The organism is Acinetobacter sp. 2JN-4 (assembly GCF_003687745.1).
GTDB classification, from domain to species: domain Bacteria; phylum Pseudomonadota; class Gammaproteobacteria; order Pseudomonadales; family Moraxellaceae; genus Acinetobacter; species Acinetobacter halotolerans.
Genome location: NZ_RDNY01000005.1, coordinates 114,985 through 140,710, shown reverse-complemented (window position 1 = coordinate 140,710; position 25,726 = coordinate 114,985). Strand labels below are relative to the sequence as shown.

At 41.4% G+C, this 25,726-nt stretch carries 16 protein-coding genes and 1 pseudogene; 7 read left to right on the top strand and 10 right to left on the bottom strand.

The genetic code is table 11. From position 1 onward, the window contains the following. From EAH57_RS09280 to EAH57_RS09270, 3 genes are all read right to left on the bottom strand, one after another. Window positions 1–681 (bottom strand): ubiquinone biosynthesis accessory factor UbiJ, encoded by a 681-nt coding sequence (locus EAH57_RS09280; protein ID WP_121929811.1) that lies wholly within the window; start codon window positions 679–681, stop codon window positions 1–3. A gap of 24 nt (window positions 682–705) precedes the next feature. Continuing rightward, entirely contained in the window at window positions 706–1,647 is a 942-nt protein-coding gene (gene ubiE, locus EAH57_RS09275) for a bifunctional demethylmenaquinone methyltransferase/2-methoxy-6-polyprenyl-1,4-benzoquinol methylase UbiE (RefSeq protein ID WP_121929810.1), read from the bottom strand. 191 nt (window positions 1,648–1,838) lie between these two features. Next, window positions 1,839–2,546: an FFLEELY motif protein gene (locus EAH57_RS09270; protein WP_212749520.1), complete on the bottom strand. Its 708-nt coding sequence runs from the start codon at window positions 2,544–2,546 to the stop codon at window positions 1,839–1,841. Between the two features lie 206 nt (window positions 2,547–2,752). Between EAH57_RS09270 and EAH57_RS09265 the strand changes: the two genes are divergently transcribed. Continuing rightward, window positions 2,753–4,171 (top strand): phosphate--AMP phosphotransferase, encoded by a 1,419-nt coding sequence (locus tag EAH57_RS09265; protein WP_121929809.1) that lies wholly within the window; start codon window positions 2,753–2,755, stop codon window positions 4,169–4,171. Window positions 4,172–4,212: 41 nt separating this feature from the next. On the opposite strand, the gene EAH57_RS09260 is transcribed toward EAH57_RS09265, so the two are convergent. Then, entirely contained in the window at window positions 4,213–5,526 is a 1,314-nt protein-coding gene (locus EAH57_RS09260) for an MFS transporter (RefSeq protein ID WP_121929808.1), read from the bottom strand. A 259-nt stretch (window positions 5,527–5,785) separates the two neighbouring features. After that, window positions 5,786–6,286, bottom strand: a complete 501-nt coding sequence (locus EAH57_RS09250; protein ID WP_121929806.1) for a hypothetical protein — start codon at window positions 6,284–6,286, stop codon at window positions 5,786–5,788. 503 nt (window positions 6,287–6,789) lie between these two features. Here EAH57_RS09250 and EAH57_RS09245 point away from each other — a divergent pair. From EAH57_RS09245 to recD, 3 genes are all read left to right on the top strand, one after another. Continuing rightward, window positions 6,790–10,452: an exodeoxyribonuclease V subunit gamma gene (locus EAH57_RS09245; protein WP_121929805.1), complete on the top strand. Its 3,663-nt coding sequence runs from the start codon at window positions 6,790–6,792 to the stop codon at window positions 10,450–10,452. A gap of 3 nt (window positions 10,453–10,455) precedes the next feature. Beyond that, window positions 10,456–14,169, top strand: a complete 3,714-nt coding sequence (locus EAH57_RS09240; protein ID WP_121929804.1) for a UvrD-helicase domain-containing protein — start codon at window positions 10,456–10,458, stop codon at window positions 14,167–14,169. Between the two features lie 99 nt (window positions 14,170–14,268). Beyond that, a complete protein-coding gene (gene recD / locus EAH57_RS09235) occupies window positions 14,269–16,020 on the top strand; it encodes an exodeoxyribonuclease V subunit alpha (RefSeq protein ID WP_416240490.1) in 1,752 nt (583 codons plus the stop codon). Window positions 16,021–16,725: 705 nt separating this feature from the next. Here recD and EAH57_RS09230 read toward each other — a convergent pair. Beyond that, complete coding sequence (locus tag EAH57_RS09230) at window positions 16,726–18,024, bottom strand: serine hydrolase domain-containing protein (protein ID WP_121929802.1); 1,299 nt, start codon at window positions 18,022–18,024, stop codon at window positions 16,726–16,728. Window positions 18,025–18,261: 237 nt separating this feature from the next. On the opposite strand from EAH57_RS09230, the gene rpsO reads away from it, so the two are divergent. Both rpsO and pnp read left to right on the top strand, forming a co-directional pair. Continuing rightward, the gene (rpsO, locus tag EAH57_RS09225; protein WP_004668422.1) at window positions 18,262–18,531 is read left to right on the top strand and encodes a 30S ribosomal protein S15; all 270 of its coding nucleotides are present in this window, start codon (window positions 18,262–18,264) and stop codon (window positions 18,529–18,531) included. 259 nt (window positions 18,532–18,790) lie between these two features. After that, on the top strand, window positions 18,791–20,878 hold the full coding sequence (pnp, locus tag EAH57_RS09220; protein ID WP_171407433.1) for a polyribonucleotide nucleotidyltransferase: 2,088 nt from the start codon (window positions 18,791–18,793) through the stop codon (window positions 20,876–20,878). A gap of 44 nt (window positions 20,879–20,922) precedes the next feature. On the opposite strand, the gene EAH57_RS09215 is transcribed toward pnp, so the two are convergent. After that, window positions 20,923–21,249 (bottom strand): chaperone modulator CbpM, encoded by a 327-nt coding sequence (locus EAH57_RS09215; protein ID WP_004668424.1) that lies wholly within the window; start codon window positions 21,247–21,249, stop codon window positions 20,923–20,925. An 11-nt stretch (window positions 21,250–21,260) separates the two neighbouring features. Further along, on the bottom strand, window positions 21,261–22,211 hold the full coding sequence (locus EAH57_RS09210; RefSeq protein WP_121929800.1) for a DnaJ C-terminal domain-containing protein: 951 nt from the start codon (window positions 22,209–22,211) through the stop codon (window positions 21,261–21,263). A 161-nt stretch (window positions 22,212–22,372) separates the two neighbouring features. Here EAH57_RS09210 and EAH57_RS16240 point away from each other — a divergent pair. After that, window positions 22,373–22,645: pseudogene (locus EAH57_RS16240) on the top strand (DUF6881 domain-containing protein); the annotation flags it as partial. Between the two features lie 45 nt (window positions 22,646–22,690). Here the strand turns inward: EAH57_RS16240 and EAH57_RS09205 are convergent. Both EAH57_RS09205 and EAH57_RS09200 read right to left on the bottom strand, forming a co-directional pair. Continuing rightward, entirely contained in the window at window positions 22,691–23,563 is an 873-nt protein-coding gene (locus EAH57_RS09205) for an Hsp33 family molecular chaperone HslO (RefSeq protein ID WP_121929799.1), read from the bottom strand. A 120-nt stretch (window positions 23,564–23,683) separates the two neighbouring features. Further along, on the bottom strand, window positions 23,684–25,501 hold the full coding sequence (locus EAH57_RS09200; RefSeq protein WP_121929798.1) for a cation:proton antiporter: 1,818 nt from the start codon (window positions 25,499–25,501) through the stop codon (window positions 23,684–23,686). Window positions 25,502–25,726 lie beyond the last annotated feature (225 nt).

The window sequence follows — 25,726 nt, the reverse complement described above, 5'->3', positions numbered from 1 at the left end:
CTAGTCGTGTGAGGGTTGATGTTGTGAGTTGAGCTGTGCTTGTAACAGTTGAAATTTCGCTTCTAAGCGATCAATTTCTTGATTGAGTTGGCGTGTTTCACGATTGAGATCGTCCATTTGCCAACGTGGGGCAAATATCCCGCTGTCTTCTTTTAACGCATCTTCAACAAAGAACAAATGGCTTTGCAGTGAACGTTTTAACTGTTGTGGCGCACGCTGAATTTTACCAAGTTCATGTGCCAGTTGTGGTCCAATCCAAGGCGATAAATGCGCCGCAAGATCAGGTTCCGCCTGTTGCATAATTCTTTGAATTTCTTGTAGTAAGTGATAGTCGCCTTGCAGAGGGATATTGCCAATTTGATCCATATCACTAAGTAATAATTTGACTAGCTCCACTACGTTTTCAACATGTAGGGTTGCCGTTGCATCAGTGAGTTTATTCTGAGAATCAAAAGGTCGTTGTTCAAAGATGGATGGTGCTTGGCTCTGTCCTGTCACCGTCGGTTCCAGTCGAACTTTATTTTCATCAAAAAACACATCAACAGAGAGTTGGGGACTATCGATCACCACTCGCAATAATTGACCTTGTAGTTGATTGAGTTGAACGCGTGTAATCGCATCCAAATCAATCACATGATGAATGAGTCGTTCGATTGCACCGAGTGCTAAAATCGACCACATTGCGAATTCCTTAAAATCTGAACCTTACAGTTTGAATCCACGGTGAACAGCCACGATACCACCTGTTAAGTTGTGGTAGTCACAGCTTTGGAAGCCCGCATTTTCCATCATCCCTTTTAAGGTGCGTTGGTCAGGATGCATACGGATCGATTCAGCGAGGTATTTATAGCTTTCAGCATCGTTCGCGACCAATTTACCCATGATCGGGAGTGCCGTGAATGAATAAAAGTCATAAAGTTTTGAGAAAGGTTCAAACACAGGTTTTGAAAACTCAAGTACCAATAAACGACCACCTGGCTTAAGGACACGATACATCGCTTGTAAGGCAGCATCTTTATCGGTCACATTACGTAAACCAAAACTGATGGTCAGTAAATCGAAGCTATTGTCTGCAAATGGTTCTAAAGTTTCTGCATTGGCAAGTACAAAATCAACGTTGGTACAGCCCGCATCAATTAGACGATCACGGCCCACATCCAACATGGATTCATTAATATCTGAAAGGACCACATGGCCTTGAGGACCTACTTCGCGACTAAACACTTTTGCAAGGTCACCTGTACCGCCTGCGATATCTAATACGTGCTGTCCACGACGAACACCAGACATATTAATCGCAAAACGTTTCCAGAGACGGTGGATACCGAATGACATGAGGTCATTCATGATGTCGTATTTGCTCGCAACCGAATGGAATACTTCTGCAACTTTTTGTGCTTTATCATCACTACTTACGGTTTGATAACCAAAGTGAGTGGTTTCACCGACATTTCCTGTATTTGCACCACGCGGTAAGTTGTATTTCGGTACCGAACCTGTCGGTGTCGATGTTAGACCTTGTTGTAATGTTTGTTGCTGGCCTTGCGGTGTGCCTTGAGGAAGGGGTGAGCTTAGGAATGGGCTGACTTTGTCTGAACTTGGTTTTTGCTCAACTTCTGGGGTGGGCTGTTGGTTTTCGTTAGACATTGTTTTCTCCTAAACTTTCGTTCTAGCGGCACGAATCAGCATGCATGATGACAGATTTTGTAATTTTTTACAGGCTTTGACATGTAATTGTTATGAATAATATACAGAAACTCATTTTCTCAAAAGGGTTTTTATTTTGAATTGTGCTGAGAAAAATCTCCCTCTTATGGAAGAGGGAGGGCGTATGTTATTTATACTTGAAATGGAGCAGGATCCCCAGCATGAACTTTGTCAATAATTTCACGCTCTTTTTCAGTAAACGCTTGAATAAAAACCGCAGCAGATTTTAAGGGTTTCATTGCAGCAAAACCTTCTTGAATGAATTCGTACATCCCTTCAAATTGATATTTTTTGGCAATACCTTTGCACATCTTAAAAGCAGCGTACATCATGGTAGAACGCATATATTTGTCTAAGGTTACGCCTAACTCATCGAGTAGTTGTAATTGTTCATAACGCGCTTCACCTTGATCAAGTTTGACCAGTGTCTGGCGCATGATTTCATCGGTTATCGGTGTATCTAAAGGGTAGTCTTGTAAGAGTTGGATGGCGACTTGCTCATCCAACCGTGTCGCGAGTACTGCCAGACTAACTGACTTTGTGCCTGTTTTAATGGCATTTTCAGGAAGTAGGCTTTCCGCTTTGTGGGCATATTTCAGTAAGCGTTCGATTTGCTGTGCCATGGCATCAAAATCAGGCCCACCATATAAGCGATTTAAAAAATATTGCGCCATCAGTTGATTTTCAGGCTGAGCAAAGAAATCTTGATGCGTTGCCGCAATGCGTGCTTTCATCCATGCTTGTGCATCATGTAGACGTTGGGCAATCGCTGGATCTTGGTGGTAATTCAAATTTTGATATTGTAATAAAAGATCATCAAATGCAGCGAGTTTTGACATATTCGCACTCAAAGAAAATAAAATCATGAAATCATAGGCTGCATGATACCCAAGAACCATGACAACATAAACGCTAAATGTTTAACAATTGGTCACTACAAAGCTACATTTATTTTATTCTACAGAAATTGTACATTTGTTTTTTTAAAGTCTATTCAAGTTATGACTATACTCAATTTTGATAAATCATACACTTAGAGCAAAAAATGAGTGGACAACAACCCGTATTTGAATTACGTGATGAAGATGAGCTTTCTTTAGATTTGATTGAGGCGCAGTACGCATTAAAACAAAGCCAAGATCAAAAAAATGCAAAAAGTGTGTTAGTGCTGGTCAGTGGTATTGAACTGGCAGGCAAGGGCGAAGCGGTTAAACAGTTAAGAGAGTGGGTCGACCCGCGTTATCTCCGTGTTAAAGCGGATGCGCCGCAACGTATGTCAAATAGCCAAGCATTTTGGCAGTCTTATACTCGATTTATTCCTGCTGAAGGTCAAATCGTGGTGATGTTTGGCAATTGGTATAGTGATTTACTTGCAACCGTAATGCAGGATGCCAAGGCTTTGGATGACAAAGCATTTGATCGTTATGTCGAAAAAATGCGGGCATTTGAGCATGATTTACAGCAGAACCATGTACATGTGATTAAAGTTTGGTTCGATCTGTCTTGGAAAGCACTGCAAAAACGTTTGGATCAAGTAGATCCATCTGAGCAGCATTGGCATAAACTTCATGGGTTGGATTGGCGCAATAAAAAGCAATATGAGACTTTGCAAAGCTTCAGTCAATGCTTTACTGAGGACTGGTTTATCATCAATGGCGAAGATGAAAAACGTCGGGATCAATGCTTTGCTCAGTATGTGTTACAGACTTTGCAAGCCTTGCCAGAGCATCAAACATCAGCAGCAAAAACATGGCAGCAGGCAGAGATTCCTCAACAATTGATACAACCAGAACAGCAAGTTTTAGAAAAAGAACGCTATAAAGACGAGTTGAATGAACTGACCCGAAAAGTTGCTGAAGCATTACGTTGTGATGAGCGTAAAGTGATTATTGCGTTTGAGGGAATTGATGCTGCAGGTAAAGGCGGAGCCATTAAGCGCATTGTAAAAAAACTTGATCCGCGTGAATACGAAATTCATAGCATTGCCGCACCTGAGCGCTACGAATTGCGCCGTCCTTATTTATGGCGCTTTTGGAATCGACTCAATGACAGTGGCAAAATCACCATTTTTGATCGGACATGGTATGGCCGTGTGTTAGTAGAGCGTGTTGAAGGATTTGCATGCATGCCTGAATGGCAACGTGCTTATGATGAAATCAATCGTTTTGAACAGAACTTAATTGATAGTCAAACCGTCATTGTTAAGATTTGGTTGGCGATTAGCAAAGATGAACAAGCATTGCGCTTTAAAGAACGGGAACAGACACCGCATAAACGTTTTAAGATCACAGAAGAAGACTGGCGTAATCGTGAAAAATGGGATGATTATTTAAACGCAGCCGCGGATATGTTTGAACGGACCAGTACTAAGGATGCACCGTGGCATGTGATTGCAACCAATGATAAATATAGCGCACGTATTGAAGTGTTGAAGGCGATATTAAAACAACTGAGCGCGGGTTAGACGCTCAGCTTGCCTATTATAGTTGTGGACATTACTGTTGATTAAGTGTGCTGAGCCAAGCCTGCTTGTATAGAAGATGGTTTGGCTGTAACACGTTGATGCTGACGAAATACGATCAATGTGGCAATCAGACTAATGATCGCGGCAAACATCAGCCAAAAAGCAGGCATACTTTTACTGCCAGACTCTTGAACAAGATAAGTGGCAATCATAGGGGTTAAGCCTCCAAAGACTGAAGTTGCTAAGCTATAGGCGACGGAGAACCCTGCGATACGCACAGAACTTGGCATCATTTCGGTTAATGAAACCACCAACGCACCATTGTAGAAACTATAGAGTAGCGATAACCACAACAGTGCCATCAGCATATGCGCAAGACTGATGTCATGTGCTAACCAGTTGAGCAAAGGATAGGCACTAATAAAAATCAGTACGGTTGTAATGATCAAAAGTGGTTTTCGACCAAACTTATCTGAGAGATGTCCACCAATCGGTAACAGTAAAAAGTTGCTTACACCCACCATGACGGTTGCGATTAAACTTTCAGTACTGCTTAAATGCAGCACTTCCTTACCATAGGTCGGTGTATATACCGTAATAAAATAAAACATGGTGGTGGTGGTTGCGACCATGCACATGCCCAGCAGTACGATTTTCCAATTCGCAGCCAGTGTCGCCATAATTTGTTGAGTACTTGGGTGCTCTTTGCGGGAGCTAAATGCTTCTGTTTCTTGCAAAGATTTCCTTAACCAGAAAATGAACGGAATAATAGCGCAACCGACGAAGAAGGGAATGCGCCACGCCCAAGCATCTACTTGTGCTTTGGTAAATGCTAAGCTGACCAGATAACCTAAAGTAGCAGCAAAAATAACAGCCACTTGTTGGCTGGCAGATTGCCAACTGGTAATAAAACCGCGGTTATGTGGTTCAGCTATTTCTGATAAATAGACAGACACACCACCGAGTTCGACACCTGCTGAAAACCCTTGAGCCAGACGGCCGACGAAGATTAAAACCGTGGCTGCAAATCCAATACTGGCATAACCTGGGGTCAGAGCGATCAGCAATGAACCAGCGGCCATGATGCTCAACGTGACCATTAATCCCTTACGACGACCTATGCGATCAACATAAGGCCCTAGGACGAGGGCGCCAATCGGACGCATCAGAAAGCTTACAGCAAAGACCAAAAAGGTTTTCATCAGTGCCGCATAGCTACTATCGGAGTGGAAAAAAGTTTGACCTATGGCTTGTGCATAAAGCCCAAAAAGGAAGAAATCATATTGTTCGAGAAAATTCCCGCTGGTGACATTAAAAATTGCACGTATCTTTGACGTTGTTGGTCCGTGTTGCACAACGACTCTCCATCATTCATTTGTCATCGTGTGATGGAGAATAAAAATACAATCTTGATCTAAACTTAAAAAATGAAATGAATATTAATGCTTCTGTTGTTTTTATGTAGTCCGTACTTCCCTCTGAGACAGGTCGCCTCAAAGGGAACAAAGACCTCTTTTACCATTATTGAGATCCTCGGTGTATTTCTCGTAGTTGGAGAAACAAAAGGGATTGATGAAAGAAGTCTAACTATCTTTTATAACGTCGAAATTTATATTAGTTGAGCGCAAGGCTTTTTTGTTGAATACGTTTTGCTAATTTATAGCAATCTTCGATATGCAGTTCGGTGATTTTTTTCATCATAAAATACCCTAAACTTGCTGCAATAATTTGTCCGCCTAGAGGAATAAATTTGGTCACTTGTTTGGTGGCGATTTTGGCAAAGAAACCATTAAAGGATTTTTTCATGGCAGTGCGTGCGACAAGGAATCCTGAAAACTCAAAACCACGTTTACGTAATTCATTCCAATGGATTTTTTTGGTTTCTGGGTCATAGACGCTGATATGTTCAGGTGCTAGACCAAAGCGAGAGTTAATATCCGGAATGACTTGGGTCAGCATGCTCAAGTCAACAACAACATCAAAAAATGGGATGGGTATAATGGCTGCACCCGCTGAATAATAAGCAGTTTTTTTTGTACGTTCCAAGCATTCCTTACGGATTTGTTCCAAATTTAAACTTGGGTCAATAAAGTCAGGCGTTTTTTCAATTTTCATAAAGTGATACCTAAGTCTATCCTTTGAATATGGGATTTTTTGGGGTGTATGTATAAATAGTCAACAATACTTTATTCAACCTTATTAAATAACAGTTTTCAAAACAATTTTTATATTTCATTGTTTGATTAACGTGACATAGTTCTACAAGCTTGTATAGTAGGGTTTGTTGGCATTTCAGCCATGCCTTGCGTTATTGACTAAAACAACTCAAACAAGGCATGAAACGCAGGCAATGGCGAAACCCTTGTCAAGGTTCATAACGAAGTTTGAGGCGGTTTTAGTTATAACCCTGCGGGACAGGGATATTTTTTACGCTACTACGTTATGCCTTATTCATTTAGAATGGCTAAATCTCATAAGTCATGCCTTGTATCGTATAAAAATATCCTCTGTCGCAATGAGAGCTATAGCTCGTAAGGTGAAATATCAACAAACCCTAACGATTATGTACGATTTTGTGCATGTGAAATGGTGCTTTTTTGATGAGGTTGTATTAACGCATGGCGATTCATGTTATTCAAAGTCAACGCCTTGAAGTATTATTACAAGGCGTGATGGCATCCATCACTCAACCAAGCACCTCACCATTTCAAGTGTTTAAAACGCAACACTTTATTGTCCCTAGTCCTGCTCAAGAACAATGGTTAACGCAGAAAATTGCTGAACAACAGGGCATGACTGCGAATTATCAATTCCATCAGAGAATTCGTGGTTTCCAATGGTATGCCTACCAACAAGTCCTCGATGATAAAGAGAAGGTACGTAAAGCAAATATTCCACGCTTGATTTTAAAATGGCGGATACATCAAGCCTTGCAGCCTTTTATTCATTCAGAGCAAATCACACTCGCTGAAGAACATCCTCTCTATTCAATCGTACAGCGTATCTATGACAGTGCCGATCAGTTACAGCAAGGCACAGAAAAACAGCTTAAAAAGCAAAGCATGTTGTATTGGGTAGCTGAACAGGTTTCACATTTATTTAATAACTATATGATTTACCGTGGTTATTGCCAACGTGGTTGTCAACAAGATTGTACTTGTTCAAGTAATTGGCTGTCGACTTGGGGACAAAATCAAGCGCTCGATATTGAAAATTTGATTTCTCACTCCGATCAGCAAATTTCGGCTTTTACGCTCAATCAGAACCAGCAATTAGAAGCATGGCAACGTTGGTTATGGCACAATTATTTTCATGCTGACTTTTTGGAAATGCAAAGTATTGATGCTGATTTCTGGAAACTTCTGGACAATGAGCAGACAAGATCACAGGCGTTGGCTCAACTTCCGAATCAGGTCATCGTTTTCACGCTTTTAGATCTCCCGCCTAGCCAATTACAGTTCTTACGTCGTTTAGGGCAATATCTTGAAGTGCTAATTTTGCACTATAACCCGTCACAGGAATATTGGGCGGATAGTGTCGATCCGCTTTGGAAGCAACGTTATGATTTGGGGGTCAAAGAACGTTTCATTGTGAAGAATCCCAAAGCGACAGATGCGCAAATTGCCGCATTTTTTGAAAGCTTTAGTTTAGGTTTTAATGCCTTAAATCGTGAATCACGGCATCCTTTGTTAACGCGTTTAGGCAAGCAGGCACGTGATCATTTTTCGCTGTTATCGCAACTAGCGACAGGGGAAGAGGGCAATTGGGTTGATGCATTTGAAGATTACTTTCCAGACAGCTTACTTGGTCAAATCCAGTCGGATATTTTCTATCTGGCTGAACCGATACCCCAACAGTATGAATTAGCTGCCGATGATGAGTCGATTCAACTTCATGTCTGTCACTCCAGTTTGCGCCAACTTGAGGTATTAAAAGAACAGTTAGTGCATTGGCTTTCTCAAGCGGACAACACAGCTCGTCGTCCAAGTGATGTGCTGATTCTGACCCCGAATTTGGCGGAGTTAGAACCGTTGATTCGCAGTGTTTTTCCTGCTGTGCCCAATGAGCATGAGGTGTTTTTGCCGATCAAAATAGCAGGGGTCGCGCAGTTAGATGCGTTGAATGCATGGCGGGCAGTGTTAGGTCGCTTACAATTGACTCAAGGACGTTTTACGCAAGATGAGTTCGCCGATTGGTTGAATTTGTCAGCAACACAACAGCGTTATGGCCTAGATTATAGCCAAGTACAACGGACATTGACGTTGTTAAGTGATGCTGGTTTTAAACGTGGGCTGGATGCGGAACATTTAAAACAGAGTCTCACTGAGGCTGATCAAGACTATCGTTATAGTTTTAAATTTGCTTTAGACCGTTTGGCTTTAGGGATTGCTGTACCTGCACATGTGATGGTGCAACAGACTTTGAGTTATGCAGGGGTGCAGCCGAGCGATTTTGAGTTAGTTGGAATTCTGATTCAGATTTATCAGGATCTGGCTGCTCGACGTGACTGGTTAACCGTACATAAGCAAGGTCAGCGTTTGCCTGTAGAAACATGGTTAACACGGATCAAGGCAGAAGTTCATGAGTTTGAACAGGCCGACGTGACGGCTTTAAAAGCCGTTCGCGAAATTGTGCAAAAGCAAGAAAGAATGCTGACCTTGGCCAGTTATTACGATGATGCCGAAACCCAGTTACGGCAAATTTCATTGCCGCTGCCTTATATCATTGAAGAAATACAACGTACTTTAGAAAGTCAGTCAGCACAAGTTGAGCCGACAGGGCAAATTACTTTTAGTCAGATCGGGCAGATTCGCCCGATTCCTTATCGGTTAATTGTGCTGTTGAATTTAGATACTGGTAAATTCCCAAATCGGGACAGCCATATTCCATTTGATTTAATGGATGCATTACGCCAACAGTTAGGTGATCGTTCCCGTCTGGAAGACGATCAAGGTGCCTTTTTGGATGCAGTACTGTTGGCTCAAGAGCAATTATGGTTATTTTATAATGGCTTTGATAATAATGATGGCGAAGTTCGAGAGCCATCCAGTGTGTTGCAGGGTTTTCGAGATCATTTGGCTTTGATTGTGAAAGCCCCCCTCTCTAAATCTCTCCCAGAGGGAGAGACTTCCTTGGATTCTTTTGGGGAAGACTATGAAAAACTCCAAATCCCCCCACAACTGTATCCACTTTATCACCTGCATCGCTTACAGCCTTTTGATCCGCTCGGTTTTATCGCAGAACGTCCTGTGCGTTACCAAGATCAGTGGTTTAAAGTGGCTTCACAAATTCAGCAAGCGACAGGTGAGCGCCAAGCATGGGTGAATACCTCATACCCAATTGAAAACAATGAAATGACGATTCTGGATAGTCGTCAATGGATTCAGGATATTACTTTTCCAGCGCGGCTGTATTTGAAAACCTTGGGGGTGGAAAACCTCAGCGCAACAGAGCTAGTCGATCAAACAGAACCCTTACTGTTAGATGGATTGGGTAAATATGCGATTCGACATTTTCTACAACAACAGGATTTTGCGCAGAATAGTCAAACGGCGTCGTCCAGCCTATTACAAGATCAACTTCCAGTAGGCAAAGTACAACAAAGTGCATGGCAACAAAGTTGTTTGGAGCAACAACGACTGCTGGAGCGATTGCAACAATATGCCTTAGCGCCCACTGAAACCACGCAACGTGTGTGGCGCGTTTCAAAACAATTACAAATTGGCTGCGTAACACCAAAACATCTGACACAAGATTGGGTCAGCCTAGATGCATCCAGTGCGCGCGCAAAACGTCTGGCCAAAGTGTGGTTGGAATATTTACTTTGGTTGACGATATTGAATCATGACTCGGCAACTGAGAAACGCCGTATTGTGGTATTTAGCGATCAAACTGTAATTTGTGAAGGTTTAAATTCTCAGCAAGCACATCACTATTTACAAGCATGGTTACAGCTTTGGCAAACTGCTCAGCAGCAGCCTATCGTATTATCAGCAGCTTTATTGTTGAAGCCGCTCGAAAAAGCTAAACGTTATGAATGGATAGAACAGGGTGATCAGCATATTTTAGCCGAAGACTGTCAAAAGCAAATATTGAAAGACTGGAATGATACGGGTGATTTTTCAGGGTTTGATATGTCCCAAAATGAAGCCTGCAAGCTACATCGTGACTGGCAATTTATTCTACAGGAACAAGATGCAACTGCATTATTGGGATATGCCTGTGATCACTATTCTTATGCGCTGTATCAACCGATTTTTGAATTTTTACGAGTGGAGTAAGACATGCAATCACGATATCCAGTGTCTTATCAACCCATTGGCGACATCCAGTTTGAAGGTTTGCATCTGATTGAAGCATCGGCTGGAACGGGGAAAACCTATACTTTATCCAGTTTGATGGTGCGGATATTTTTAGAAAAATATTTACCTAATCAAGTGATTGCCACAACCTTTACCCGTGCTGCTGCCGCAGAACTCAAAAGCCGCATTCGTGCGCGTTTGGTGGAGATTCATCAATATTTAGAACCATTCCGCACGCTCTTAGACGCCGATATTTACAAACTTGCAGCGCAGGAGTCTGATCCACTTAAACAACATATTTTACAAACATTTGCGCCGCGCATTGCTTATGCCTGTGAACGGCTGAAATTAGTGATTGATCAGTTGGATGAATTATTCGTTGGTACATTGGATAGTTTTAGCCAAAAGCTGTTAAGAGAATTTGCTTTTGAAAGTGGCAAAATTGAACGCGCCCAGATTACTGAAGATGCGAAAAGTTATACCCGTCAACTGATTCATGATGTGTTACGAGAATGGATACAATCTCAGCCGCAACAGGTGATTGATGCACTGTATACCGTGGGTGGACTTAAAAGTGTCGATCATTTTGTAGGAATGGTGGAAAGCTCGCTGAATTTTAGCTCCGCTCAGTTTAAGTTGCCTGATATGCCAGAGATTGAGCTTGCGCAATTACAACTGTGGCAACAACAAGCACAGCAGATTGAACTCAGCACTTTGGCAGAATATTTCCATTTAGATGGTGCTTATTATTCACATATTAATGGCACTTCTTTCCGTAACAACGCTTTTAATAAATTATTCTGCGAAGTATTACCACAGCTATTAAAAGCCCTTGCGAATACCGAGAATGTGCAGGTTTTTGATCAGTATTTTGCAGATGCACGTGACGCTGTGTTTAAATTTTTAGATAAATTAGAACAACAGAAGATTTTTAAAAAATGCCCTGCGGAGATTGCAGAGGGTTTTTATCAACATCCAACGGTTTTACAACTTCAAAAACTTTGTCAATCACTACAACAGACACAACAGCAGTTCGAACAGTTGCAGGTTTATTTAAAAGCCTATTTGTGTCTCGAAGTGAAGAAGCGTTTACCCCAAGTATTACAGCAAAAAGGTGAAACTACTTTTGCTCAGCAAATCAAAACCCTATCAGAAGCCTTAAAAGGTGAGCAAGGACAACGTTTTGCGGTGTTTGTGCAGGCACGTTACCCGTTGATTTTGGTGGATGAATTTCAGGACACCAATCAAGACCAAGATGATATGTTAGCCAGTATTTGGCGGCATCCACAGCGCTATCAAAAAGGTTGCATGATTATGGTCGGAGACCGTAAACAAGCGATTTATGGTTTCCGTGGTGGCGATATGCTGACCTTCCTGAACGCTTACCAAGACATTATGGCCAAGCAGGGGCGTGAGTATAAATTGATTCATAACCATCGTTCGGTCAAAGAATTGGTCGAGGTTGTGGATGTGTTATTTCAACGACACATGGATTTTGGTGAGCAGGTACTTTATGACCCAATTCAGGCAGGTTCACGTCCACACCCTGCTTTAATTGAAAATGAGCACATCAACCCGACCCCTTTACGTTGGTTACAACTACAAGACGGCAATGAACAAGCAACCCAAGTGGCTTGGAAAATTCAGAGCTTACTCAACCAAGCCCATTTGCAGCAATTGTACTTAGAGGGTGGTGCTCGCACAGCCATTTGTGAAGATGATATTGCGGTGCTTTCACGTAGCCACCGCCAACTCGATGAAGTGCAATATGTGTTACAGCGCTTGGGCATTCGAGTCAATCGTCCATCAAAACGCAGTGTTTTTGATTCAGCGATTGCGCAGGATGTGGGGGCGTTGTTAACGGCTCTACTGCATCCTTATGATGAAGCCAAGTTAAAACGTGCTTTATTGAGCCGTTTATTTGGTTTTGATCTCACTCGCTTATTGGCACTTGAACACAGTGCGGAAGGACTGAGCCATTATATTCAGCAGTTCGATGCCATTCGTGAAATGTGGTTGAATCAAGGTTTTTTATCAGCTTGGCAGCGTTGCTTGAATCAGTTCGGTATTTGGCAACAGTTGGTTGCAACGCAAAGTAAAGAAAATGAACGTGCGGTGGTGAATTTACGTCATCTCACCGATATTTTGAGTCAGCATAGTGAGCGTGTGCAAGGCATACAAAACCTGTATCACTGGTATTTAAAACAGCTGCATTCACCTAGTGATCGGGACTGGGAGTTGGAACATAAACTGTCCAGTGAGGCGGGTGTGCAGTTAATGACGATTCACCAGTCCAAGGGCCTAGAGTTTAAGATTGTTTTTTTATTGGGGGCAAATAAGCCATTTTCAGAACAACAGAAAACGCTTAATTTTTCTACCATAGAGACTCAATTACCTGAGACAGGGCAAACGCGAATGCAGCGTGTGGTGGCGGTCGCAGATAAAAACTTTCTACAACAAATTGAATTGGATCAACATCAACAACGTGCTTTGGCGGAGCAAAATCGTTTGTGGTATGTGGCACTGACACGTGCTAGTCATCGCGTCTATGCAGTGTTCGAGCCTGAAAAGGGTGATAAAAATAAATTGTCAGGTTTGGCGTTTTGGAAGAATCAAGGTGACGCTTTTCAGCATGTTTGCAGTGCTGAAGAGGCTTTGGTCTTGGAGCGACCACAAGCGTTACATCTTCAACAAACCCAACAAAAGCGAATGCTCGCAGCACGACCTTTACCCGAACAGCGGTTTTATGCACGTGCAAAAACCAGCTTTAGCTATTTGGCACAACATTTAAAACACAAAGCCAATCATGTTGATCGTTTGGCCAATATGAATCAGGATTTTGATCAAGCTGAAGATGAATTAGACCTCCAGCTCGCGGAGAACACAGCAAGCGCTGAGCCGATCGCTTGGATTAAACAGTATTTCCCCAAAGGTACCTTGGCAGGGAATTTCCTGCATGAAATCTTTGAACAGATTGATTTTCAACATCCTGAAACATGGATAGAAGAAATTCGCCGTCGTTTTAAAAATACTTACCAAACTTTATGGTTGGATTTACTGAGTCAATATCAACAGCATTTTCCAGAGCAGGAAAATGCCGAGCAGCAACTGTATCAATGGATGGCAGCATGGCTGCGTGAAGTCTTGGCGACACCACTCAATCAGGGCTTTCAATTACAGCAATTGATGACAGGGCAATATTTATCTGAATGCCCATTCTATTTGGCCTTGTCTGATCGTGTCCTTGCTATGCAGCGAGTGCAACAACTATTTGAAGAATACGATATCCAAATGCCTGAGTTGCTTGAAGCCAAATCAGCGAGGTATCTCAATGGTTCGATTGACTTGGTGTATTTTGATGGGCAGCGTTACCATATTGCCGATTATAAAAGTAATTACTTAGGCAGTGATCAGGCTGATTATCAAGTGATGCAGATTGCTGAAAGTATGTCGTTGTCGAGTTATTGGCTACAAGCGGCATTATATTTGGTGGCATTGCATCGTTATTTGCAGGTGAAATTACAGAACTACGATATGCAGCAGCATTTAGGTGGTGCGTCTTATCTTTATTTACGGGGCATGAATGGACAAGCACAGCAGGGTTGTTTCTATTGGAAACCTGAGGATGAATTTATCCTACGTTTAGATGCAATTCTTGGGTATTTCTCTGAAGATAAATCGGTAAAAATGGTGTAGATAAAGTGAATGATTTTAAATTAAACAAAAACTTATTTTGTGGATAAGTCTGTTCATAAACTTGTGGACAAGCGTGTGGGTAAGTTTGAGGATAACTCTGTGGACAAACAAATTAGTCATCAGTCGGAAGTGTTGCCATGGTTGAGTATGTGGAGTAACTACCTCACTCAAGCACCATTTTCTCAATCTGCTCAAGCAGTTAGCGCATCACATACTTTACAACAACTGATTGAAGCGAGCTTGCAAGGCGACAGTTGTATTGAAACAGATTCAACACAGCTTGAAGCTTTGGGTGATTTAGCTGTAAGCAGCGAAATCGCAGCGATTCAAGTTGCCCCATGCGTCTATGATCAGCAGGGCTTGGCATTATACCGATATTGGAACTTAGAACAACGCCTCGCTGATCAGATTTGTCGATTAAAGCGACAAACGACTCAAGCAATGGATATTTCCAGCTATCAAGCCCTATTGAATGATGAATATCAACAAGCGGCGTTGAAAATGGTAATGCAACAATGGCTCAGCATTATTACTGGTGGACCAGGTACAGGTAAGACCTATACCTTGGCTAGAATTATTGCGGCGCTGAATCAGATGATTCCTGATATTCGTATTGCCATGGCTGCACCCACAGGTAAAGCGGCGCAACGGATGCAAGAGGCTTTGCAAAACTCATTTAATGATCCAAAACTGCTTGAATCAGGTTTAGTCACCGATGAATTACGTCATCAAAATACACAAACACTGCACCGTTTACTCGGTTTAGGACATCAGCAGGTTCCTCGCTTTCACGCCAAACAGCCTTTACCTTATGATGTCATCGTGGTCGATGAAGCATCGATGTTGGATCTCAATCTTGCTACTTTATTGTTGGAAGCTGTGCCTGACTCGTGTCGTATTATTTTATTGGGTGATGCCAATCAATTGACTTCGGTCGATGTCGGTTCAGTTTTGGCAGATTTACAACAGGTCGAAGCCTTGACCGAAAATCGAGTACAACTGAAAAATAGTCGCCGTTTCTCTGATGAAGCCAAAATTGGACAGTTGGCACGGTTTATTCAAGCCCAGCAAGATCAAATAGAACATCAAGCTGTGCTGCCCAAACTTGAATCGGAAATAGTCGCACCTTCAAGCTTGCAAGCCATTGCGTTGTCAGAGCGCATGCCAGATCTGATTCAACTGGAGTATTTACCGCAACAGTCTGATTTTGAAGTTGAATCGTATCAACAAAAATTGATGTATGGTTTTCAGGGCTATGTGGATGCGTTAAAAGCTTATCTACAATCGCTTGAACCCGAATATGAAATTGAGCGAGTCATTCAGTCCTTTGATGATTATCGAATTTTAGCGGCGGTACGCCATGGCCCTTTGGGTATAGAACAACTGAATCGTTATGCAGAACAATGGTTGAATCAACAACTCAAACAGATTGCGATCGGGGATTGGTACGTGGGACGTCCTGTGATGATGACTTATAACGATTATCAACTGGGAATATCCAATGGTGATATTGGGATTTGCTTTAAACATCGTAGTCAGTCGCAGCAATTTGAGGTATTTTTTCCAAGTTTAAATAAATGGATTGCAGCACATCGGTTGCCTCGAAATATGCAAACCGCTTATGCTTTGACCATTCATAAATCACAAGGTTCTGAGTTTAGACATACGGCGGTGGTGCTTGATCATGCAGCGGAAAAACTGCTGAGTCAGGAACTAATTTATACGGCGATTACTCGTGCTAAAAAAGTGGTGACACTTTTGGCCGATCCAAATGCGTTATTACAAGCACTTACAATTCGAACAGTCCGCCGTAGTGGTTTAGTACATAAGATCAATTTGAGTGGATTGTGAACTTAAACTTCAAAGTTCACAACTTTGTAAGAAAATGCTTACAAGGATTCAAGAGATTGGCGCTAGAGCAATTCACGTGTTTTTGAGATTATGGACACACAAAGAGCCTAGTAGGGAAAACTAGGTAAATCGCAAAAATATAATAATAACGTCGTGATGACAGCGAACTTACAGTGAAGTAAGTGATAAAAGAGGAAACTTACAGCCGCTAAGCCTTGTAGTTTTGGGAGAGACTACAGGGCTTTTTTATTTCTACAAATAAAAGCCTAAAAATAGCGACCTTTAATATAGGTTACTTTCAAAGCGTGAACATTCACACTTTGATGGATTTTGCTGTCTAAGTGAAACGGAATTGACCTGTTTGATGCTTTAATAAATCGTTTTGTTTCCCACGTCATTGTTAGACAGTTATTTTTAATTATTAAGTTAATTGTTATACAGAATCGTACGTTTTAGCTTACAAGGAGATAAGAGAAATGCTATTTTTCTCCACAATTGCTTGTGACAGAATAGTCAGTATAAAGAGAAGAAAATTCTTTTCAGTTATATAAGAAAAATGATGTGTGAATCTCATTCAGAGGGTTTGAATGATCGTAAATAAAAAGATAAATAACAAAAATAAATGAAAATGAAAACAATAAAAATTAAGCGCAAAGCCCAAGCTAAAACTTGGGCTTTTTTGTATGAATTTGAATGTTAAAACCGCTAAACCAAATCATTTTCCGTACGATCAGTTGCAAACAATGAGCGACGTTGATTTTTTGGGATTTTTGGACAATTGCTTGAGATTTGATAGAGGGTTTTTGCCAGAGCAGGTAAATGAGTTCCGATGACAGATTTCCCAGTCGTTAAAAGTGAGACACTAATATCGCGCTCAGGATCAGCCCAGCATAAAATGTTAGAGAAACCGATATGACCAAAGGCTTGTCCAGTCATCGGGCCAAATAAACCAATCGGGTTACTACCGAGCATAGGACCTAAAGCATAACGCATTGGTGCGAGTAAACTACGGTCAATACTGATTCCTGACGTTGGTAAGGTTGAGCGGAAAACGGTTTTGGCACTCATAATTTGTTTGCCTTGATATTCTCCACCACTCAACAACATTTCAAAGAAACGTCCTGCTTGTTCGGCACTGGTATAAATATTTCCTGCAGGGCAGATGGTATCCATAAACCGCGTATCGTTGGTAATATCCACTGCCATTTGCAGTCCAGCACCCAACACATGTTCTAGGTAGCGATCAGTGCCTAAGCTTGGATGAATGCCTGTTGCGTAGTTGAGCGCAGCCTCGGCACGATATTCAGGTTTTAGACCATAGTTAAAGTAGTCCAAGCCCATCGGTTTTTCTATATTTTCTGCCAAAAACTCACGAACGCTTTGACCTGTGACCCGCTGTACAATTTCACCTAAAATGTAGCCAGCGGTGACGGCATGATACGCAAGATGCGTTCCTGAAGGAGATACTGGTTTGGCTGCACACAGTAGTTTTAAGATTTCTTCTTGATTAAAAAGCAGTTCGGGTGTGACTTCACTGTCAATACGAGGAATGCCACCGCGATGGGAGAGTAAATGGAAAAGGGTCGCACGACGTTTCCCATTTACGCCATATTCAGGAATATAGTAGCTAATCGGGTCAAGTAAATTCAGCTCACCGCGCTCATCTAACATATGGATTAGCATGGCGGTGACCATTTTAGATGCTGAAAATAAGCAAATAGGTGTGTCTGGTGTTCCTACTTTGGCATCAGCGGCTAACCCATCAGGCGAATTGCCTTGAGCATGACCAATACTACGGTTAATCAGAATCTGTCCTTTTCGACGTAGACACAAGGTAATCAGTGGATAGTTACCTGTTTTGTACAAGTGTTCGACACTGTTCCAAATTTTTCCAATCTGAGCACTGGTCATTCCCCCGAGTTCAGCAGCAACTTCATCTTTAGAACGAATGACTTGATTTAAATCATGGGGTACATAACAGGTATTGGTTGATAAAATTTTCACGATTCCCTCGCATTTTTTCGTTTTTCTTTCATTTCTGTCATAAATTGAAAACAGAACTTAGCTAGTGTGCATCTTTTTATACGGGCTGTCAGCTGCCGAAATGCCCGTGTCGTTAAAACATTTTTGCAATATAGTCAGAGATCACTTAAAATAGCCAACTTGCTGTAGTGATGCACGGCAGTCAGTTCTTAGAACTGATCAATATCATTTATTTTTTAAGCATCTCGGAGAAATCGAATGGCTTTAACAAACGCAGATCGCGCAGAGATCATCGCTAAATTTGCTCGTGCTGAAAACGACACTGGTTCACCAGAAGTACAAGTTGCTTTATTGTCTGCTCAAATCAATGATTTACAGAGCCACTTTAAAGAACACAAACACGACCACCATAGTCGTCGTGGTTTGATTCGTATGGTTAACCAACGTCGTAAACTTCTTGACTATTTAAATGGTAAAGATCACGGTCGTTATGTTGCTTTGATCGGCGAACTAGGTTTACGTCGTTAATTCGATTTGGCTTTGTTTTCGGTATTTCGCATGTCACAGTGCTTTATCACTGAGAAGAAAGTTTCACCTAATCTATCTTAGGTGATTTTATAGAAGGGGCGAATGTTCGCTCCTTCTTTGTGTTTAACTTTTTTAAAAATCTTTGGTCTAGTGCGATGGCTTCTAAGCTTTGTCATTTATCTACACAGCAGTTGTAGTCTGAATGCCAAACCTTAGGGGTCTCACTAGAATTAAAACTAGGAAATTAAAATACATGTCAATGTTTAATATCATTCGTAAAGAATTCCAATTTGGTCAACATCAAGTTGTTTTAGAAACGGGTCGTGTTGCACGTCAAGCGAATACTGTTGTGGTCACTATGGGTGGCGTTACTGTACTTGTAGCAGTGGTAGCTCAGCCTAAAGCAAAAGCAGGGCAAGACTTTTTCCCACTTACAGTTAACTATCAAGAAAAACAATATGCTGCGGGTCGTATCCCAGGTGGTTATGGCAAACGTGAAGGTCGTCAGTCTGAAGCTGAAACTTTAATTTCACGCCTCATTGACCGTCCAATCCGTCCATTGTTCCCAGAAGGTTTCTATAACGAAATCCAAGTAACAGCAACGGTTATTTCTTCTGACAAAACTATGGATGCTGACATTGCTGCAATGCTCGGTACTTCAGCTGCAATGTCAATTGCAGGTGTTCCATTCCGTGGTCCAATCGCTGGTGCACGTGTTGGTTTGATCAACGGTGAATACGTTCTTAACCCGAACCATGAACAGTTAAAAGAAAGCGATCTTGACCTTGTGGTTGCTGGTACAGAATCAGCAGTATTGATGGTTGAATCTGAAGCGAAAGAACTTTCAGAAGACCAAATGCTGGGTGCTGTACTTTTTGGTCATGACGAAATGCAAATCGCGATTCAAGCGATTAAAGAATTTGCTGCTGCTGCGGGTGCAGTTGAATCAACTTGGGTTGCGCCAACTAAAAACGAAGCACTGCTTGAGCAATTAAAAGCAGCGTTTGAAGCTAAAATCTCTGATGCATATACCATTGCGGTGAAACAAGACCGTTATGCAGCACTTGATGCCCTTTATGCAGAAGCAGTTGCACAGTTCGTTCCTGAAAATGACGAAACTGGTATTGCTGACGAAGTAAACGAATTATTTGAAGAGCTTAAATACCGTACCGTACGTGACAATATCTTGTCTGGTAAACCACGTATTGATGGTCGTGATACTGAAACAGTTCGTGGTATCGACGTTCAAGTGGGTGTATTAGGTCGTGCGCACGGTTCTGCATTATTCACACGTGGTGAAACGCAAGCTTTAGTGACAACGACTTTAGGTAATACACGTGATGCGTTGATGGTCGATACGCTTGCGGGTACTAAAACTGACAACTTCATGTTGCACTATAACTTCCCTGCATACTCTGTAGGCGAGACAGGTCGTGAATCAGGTCCTAAACGTCGTGAAATCGGTCATGGCCGTTTAGCGCGTCGTGGTGTTCAGGCTGTTCTTCCTGCAGCAGATCGCTTCCCGTACGTGATTCGTATCGTATCTGATATCACTGAATCGAATGGTTCATCTTCAATGGCTTCTGTATGTGGTGCTTCATTGTCACTTATGGATGCAGGTGTTCCATTGAAAGCGCCAGTTGCGGGTATCGCAATGGGTCTAGTGAAAGAAGGCGAGCGTTTTGCAGTTCTTTCTGACATCTTAGGTGATGAAGATCACTTAGGTGATATGGACTTTAAAGTTGCTGGTTCTGCCAATGGTATTACTGCACTTCAAATGGACATCAAGATTGAAGGCATCACTGAAGAAATTATGGAAGCTGCACTTAACCAAGCATTTGCTGGTCGTATGCACATCCTGAATGAAATGAACAAAGTGATTTCACGTGCACGTCCTGAAATTAATGCACATGCACCGACATTTGAAGTGATCACCATTAACCCAGACAAAATCCGTGATGTGATTGGTAAAGGTGGCGCAACGATTCGTTCTATTACTGAAGAAACCAAAGCTGCGATTGATATCGAAGATAATGGTACAGTTCGCGTATTTGGTGAAACTAAAGCGGCTGCTAAAGCTGCGATTGCAAAAATCCAAGCGCTTACTGCTGAAGTTGAACCAGGTAAAATCTATGATGGCAAAGTGATCCGTATCGTTGAATTCGGTGCGTTTGTAAACATCATGCCAGGTACTGATGGGTTACTTCACATTTCACAAATCTCGAATGAGCGTATTGCGAATGTGTCTGATGTCTTGAAAGAAGGCCAAGAACTTAAAGTTCAGGTTGCTGATGTAGACAATCGTGGTCGTATCAAATTGACCATGAAAGATATTGAACAAGCGTAATCACGCTGAGCAATACAAAAAAGTCCGCTAAATGCGGACTTTTTTTAATGAAAATGTTTTAACTGTTTACGCAGTTGCTGTACTTCATCAATCAAATCCAGCATAACCGCAACTGCCGATAAACTCGCGTCAAAGTCGCGTTGTAAACGATAAGCACGACGTGCGCGAGCCACATCTTCACCAATAAATTGATAGCTTTGCGGATCAACTTGAACTTGCAAAATATCATAATCAATCAGTTTGAGTACCCATTCTGTACTTTGACCACAAGTTTCAGCAAAGCGTTCAAGGTCTAGTGCCATTTGTTCATCAATGATTTCAATTTGGCAGTGACCATCATATTGGATTTCTTTGTATTGAATCGTTGTCATGATCTTACTCCTTATCTTGCACGAGGTTGGAAAGAGGAGAAAGCATCAGCAAATTGCTGATAGGCTTGTTGCTCTTGTTCACTATGTGCTGGTGGTAAAACGATGTTAATGATCAGATAAAGATGTCCTGCGATTTTGTTTGGAATGCCTTTATCTTTTAAACGTAATTGTTGCCCATTTTTTGCATTTTTAGGTAAATTGACATTAAGTTGTCCTGCGGGTGTATTCACCCCAATACTTTGTCCTAAACCAGCTTCCCAAGGACTGACATCAATGGTTTGGTATACATCTGCACCTTCTACACGGATGCGATCAGTATCATTGTATTGAATTTCAATATAAAGATCACCGTTTTCACCGCCGTTGATCCCGCTTTGTCCTTGACCATTTAAGCGGATCTGTTGACCTTCTTTCATTCCTTTTGGAATTTTAACCTCTAAGGTCTTACGCTGTATTTCAGGTTCACCATAGGCATTATAGGTTGGTATTTGCAAACTAATTTGTTGAGTTGAGCCTTGATAGGCGACAGATAAATCGACTTGAATGCTGGCATGTTGATCTTCACCGCGATAGCTACGTTGTTGGCGTTGCGAACGTTGTTGTCCACCACCAAATCCAGAACCGAAGCGACCAAATAAATCTTCAAACCCACTAAAGTCAGTATTGTCTCCCGAACTTTGACGATAAAATTGTGAACTATCAAATCCACTGCCTTGATTGTTATTTTGACCAAAACCTGCAAAGCCTTGTGGGTGATCTAACAGTTGATCATATTCAGCTTTTTTTTCGGCATTACTTAAGGTGTCATAAGCGACATTGATCGTTTGCATTTTGGCTTCAGCATCCGCCTCTTTGCTGACGTCAGGATGATATTTCCGCGCCAGTTTGCGATAGGCTTTTTTGATTTCATCTGCTGAGGCATCGCGTGCAACACCTAGTTCTTCGTAATAATTCTTTGCCATAGTCTATTGTCATAATGTTTTACTTTTATTCCATTATTTGACGATTAAGCAAGAAAGAACAGAGAGGATATGTGTTGATATTGTTTCAAAAAATAGAAAAACTAGTATAAAAATAGATAGCTTAATGTACTTAGGGATAATCTATGTAGTATTGGAAAGTACAATGGATTCATAATTTTGTTGATGAACCGTATTTAATATATGGCGAACTAAATGCAACAATGGAAGAAATTCGTAAAATTGAAGTTTTCAGAAATGGTCAATTAGGGTATGCAAGTATTGATGGGCTGGAATAACTTACCTTTAGTTCAGAATGTAATTGGCCAACCAAAGAAGAAATAGAGGCTGATCCACAATTTGTTGTTGAAGTGATTTCAGAGGAAGAGTTTGAAAATATTTGGAATCAGGCGATTATAAAAACAAAATCGTATTGATGAATGAATCAACTCCCATGTAGATAACATAGGAGTTGTTTTTGATTAACTCAAATGCTCACCAAACAAACCTAAAGCTTCTTCAGCGGTAAACTCGTAACGTGTGTTACAGCATTGGCAATCCATTTGAATTGGGTTTTGGATTTCAAGGGATTCATGTACTGCCGCTACACCAATTTGAATCAAAGCATTGGCACAACGCTCTCTAGAACAGGTGCAACCAAATTTTAATTGTTCAGCCTCGGGCAAACGCACTTCTTCCTCATTATACAAACGATAAAGAATTTCATTGGCTGAAAGATCAGTGAGTTCTTCTGGCTTTAAGGTCTCAGTCAGCAGGGTTAAACGTGGCCATAAATCTTCATCAACGAATTCTTGTTCCTCTTCATTACGAGGAAGCAGTTGAATCAATAAACCACCTGAACGTTGACTATTGGTCGCTAGGACAATATGGGTTGGGATTTGTGCGGATAAATCATAGTATTGTATTAAACAACCTGCCAAAGTCGGTTTATCGAGTGGAACAATACCTTGATAGCGTTCGCCATGTTCAGGTTCAATATTGATGAACAAAATTGGATTGGTCAATGATGCAAGAACCGTACGACTATCTGTACCTTCGGCGAAGCGTGGATCTTCTTCATAATCAGCCAAAGCACGCACTTCACCTAAATGGTTACATTCCGCCATTGCCCATTTAAATGTGCCATTTGCTTGAATTTGTAAGCTAATACGCCCTTGGATTTTCATGGTGCTTGCAAGTAAGACTGTTGCACTTAACATTTCACCCAATAAGCTTTGTACCGCAGGCATATACTCACGTTTCGCCAAAATGGTTTGCAGTGCTTCTTCTAAATGAACTATTTCACCGCGGATAGGACTATCTTCAATAAAAAAGCGTTGGCGTAAATCAGACATATTTTTCTCCAGCACCCCGTATTGGGGAAACAAAGCAATGCTTTGCCTTGAAAAGCGCTTAGGGCTTTTATAAAAAGGTGAATGGTTATGCAGTCAATAATGGTGTCTGTTTGCTAAAACTCAAGATGTTTCATGCGGTGAATTTGCATCACTTTGTTTAATTTGTTCATCTGGCACACGATCTTGAGCGATGATTTTTGTATTTTCAAACAAGTATTCGAGTTCCGCAATTGTATTTGGATAAGCACCAATCAAATCATATTCAGCATGTGACCAATGCTGTTGCTCAAGCAGTTGCTGATCTTGTTGTTTAAATTGTTCAATCTGTGATTGCGCTTCTTCGTTGGAAAGACCTGTTTCAATTAACGCTTGTTGTGCCATATTCAATGATGATGCATAGGTTTCACGCCAAATATGTTGAATACTTAAACCATTTAGTAGATGGGTGTGGTGACGATCTCGGGCACGAACCATGATATTCAAGTCTGGATAATTCAAACGCAGATAACGCGCTAGATTCATACTGTCTTCCACATCATCAATGGCAAGGATTAGTAATTTACAATGCTCAATGCCAGCCGCACGTAAGTTTTCAACTTGGCTTACATCGGCATCAATGAAACGATGCCCGTATTTTTGCACAAAATCAGCATCTGGCTGGTTACTGTCAATGATACTGAATTGCTTGCCTTGCGCATGTAAAGCTCGGGCGACCACTTGCCCGAAACGACCAAAACCGACAATCAAAATTGGATGTTGGGGCACATCCTGCGTTGGAATAGCTGTTTTTTTCAGCATCATCGGCAATATTTTAGCGTTGAATAACCAATACAATAATGGCGTGAGTAGCATTGAACCAAAAACAATCAACATGGTCGATTCGAGTATATTAGAGGCTAATACATTTTCACTTTCAGCAATTTTTAGCAGGATAAATGACAGCTCTCCACTTTGGGCCAACGTCACTGCAAGCAGGGTACTTAACTTGGCATGACGATGTTGATAATAGCTGATAGCAGCAACTACGCCTGCTTTAATGATCACTAAAACAAGAATAGATGCGAGGATCAATAACGGTGATTGCAATAGGGGACTAAGTGAAAGCCCCAAGCCGATTGCAAGGAAAAACAATCCGATTGCCGCATCTTTAAAAGGATGAATAATGCGTTCAACTTCTGCTTTAAATTCGGTTTCTGCGAGTAATAATCCTGCGAGAAATGCGCCAATTAACACATGGATGTTGAGAATATCCATGATTAAAATAACTGCGACAACCACCAATAAACTCAGTATTGGAATGAGCTCAAGACTATGATGCCGGGCCAAGAAGCGAAATGCAGGACGAACCAAATAACGACTGGCCAAGAACAAACCCGAAACAGTGGCAATGATCGCAGCAAAATAAGCAATGCCGTGTTGAGTGGTTGCGGTATCTTCTAATAAGGGGAAAAGTGCAATTAAAATAATCGCAATGAAAACTTGAAATTGTAGGGTATTCGAGGCTGACTGCCCAAATGTACTATTGAGTTGTTGTTTTTGATGCAGTAATTGCTGAATTAAAGTGACTGAAGAAAAAGCCAAGGCAATACCGAGAATAATACTGCTGAGAAGATTTTGTAACAACAGAAAGCAGACACTCACCAAAATGATGCTGATAACGCTGAGTGGAAAACCACTATTTTTTAAAATGCTGCGGCGTTGTACCCAGAGGTGTCGAGGACGAAAAGCGAAACCAATAAAGAACATCAGCATGATCATGCCTAAATCGGTCAATTTGCGAATCAGTTGTGTATCGGTGATCAGTGCGAACACACTTGAGCCAAGCAAAAGCCCTGCAATGAGATAACCCAAAACAGTGCTTGCGGCATAGCGTTTTGCAATTGGAACAAAAATTAAAGTCGCAGCCAGTAAAAAAATGATCGGGAGTAATAAAGACATTAAGCAACCTACATCGGATTTAACTTGTTTCTAATTTTTTAATTCATGGATGATCATGACTGAGTCTTGCAGAGATCTCATCCAATTTTAGGACAAACCTTCGGTTCGACCTACCTTACGAAACGTTGTTTCTCATTTCGGGAAAAGTAGGCAAAACCATTTGTCATCCACAAAACCTGTTTACTTCTTTCAGCGATCCAATATATCGCGGAAACAATATATTAA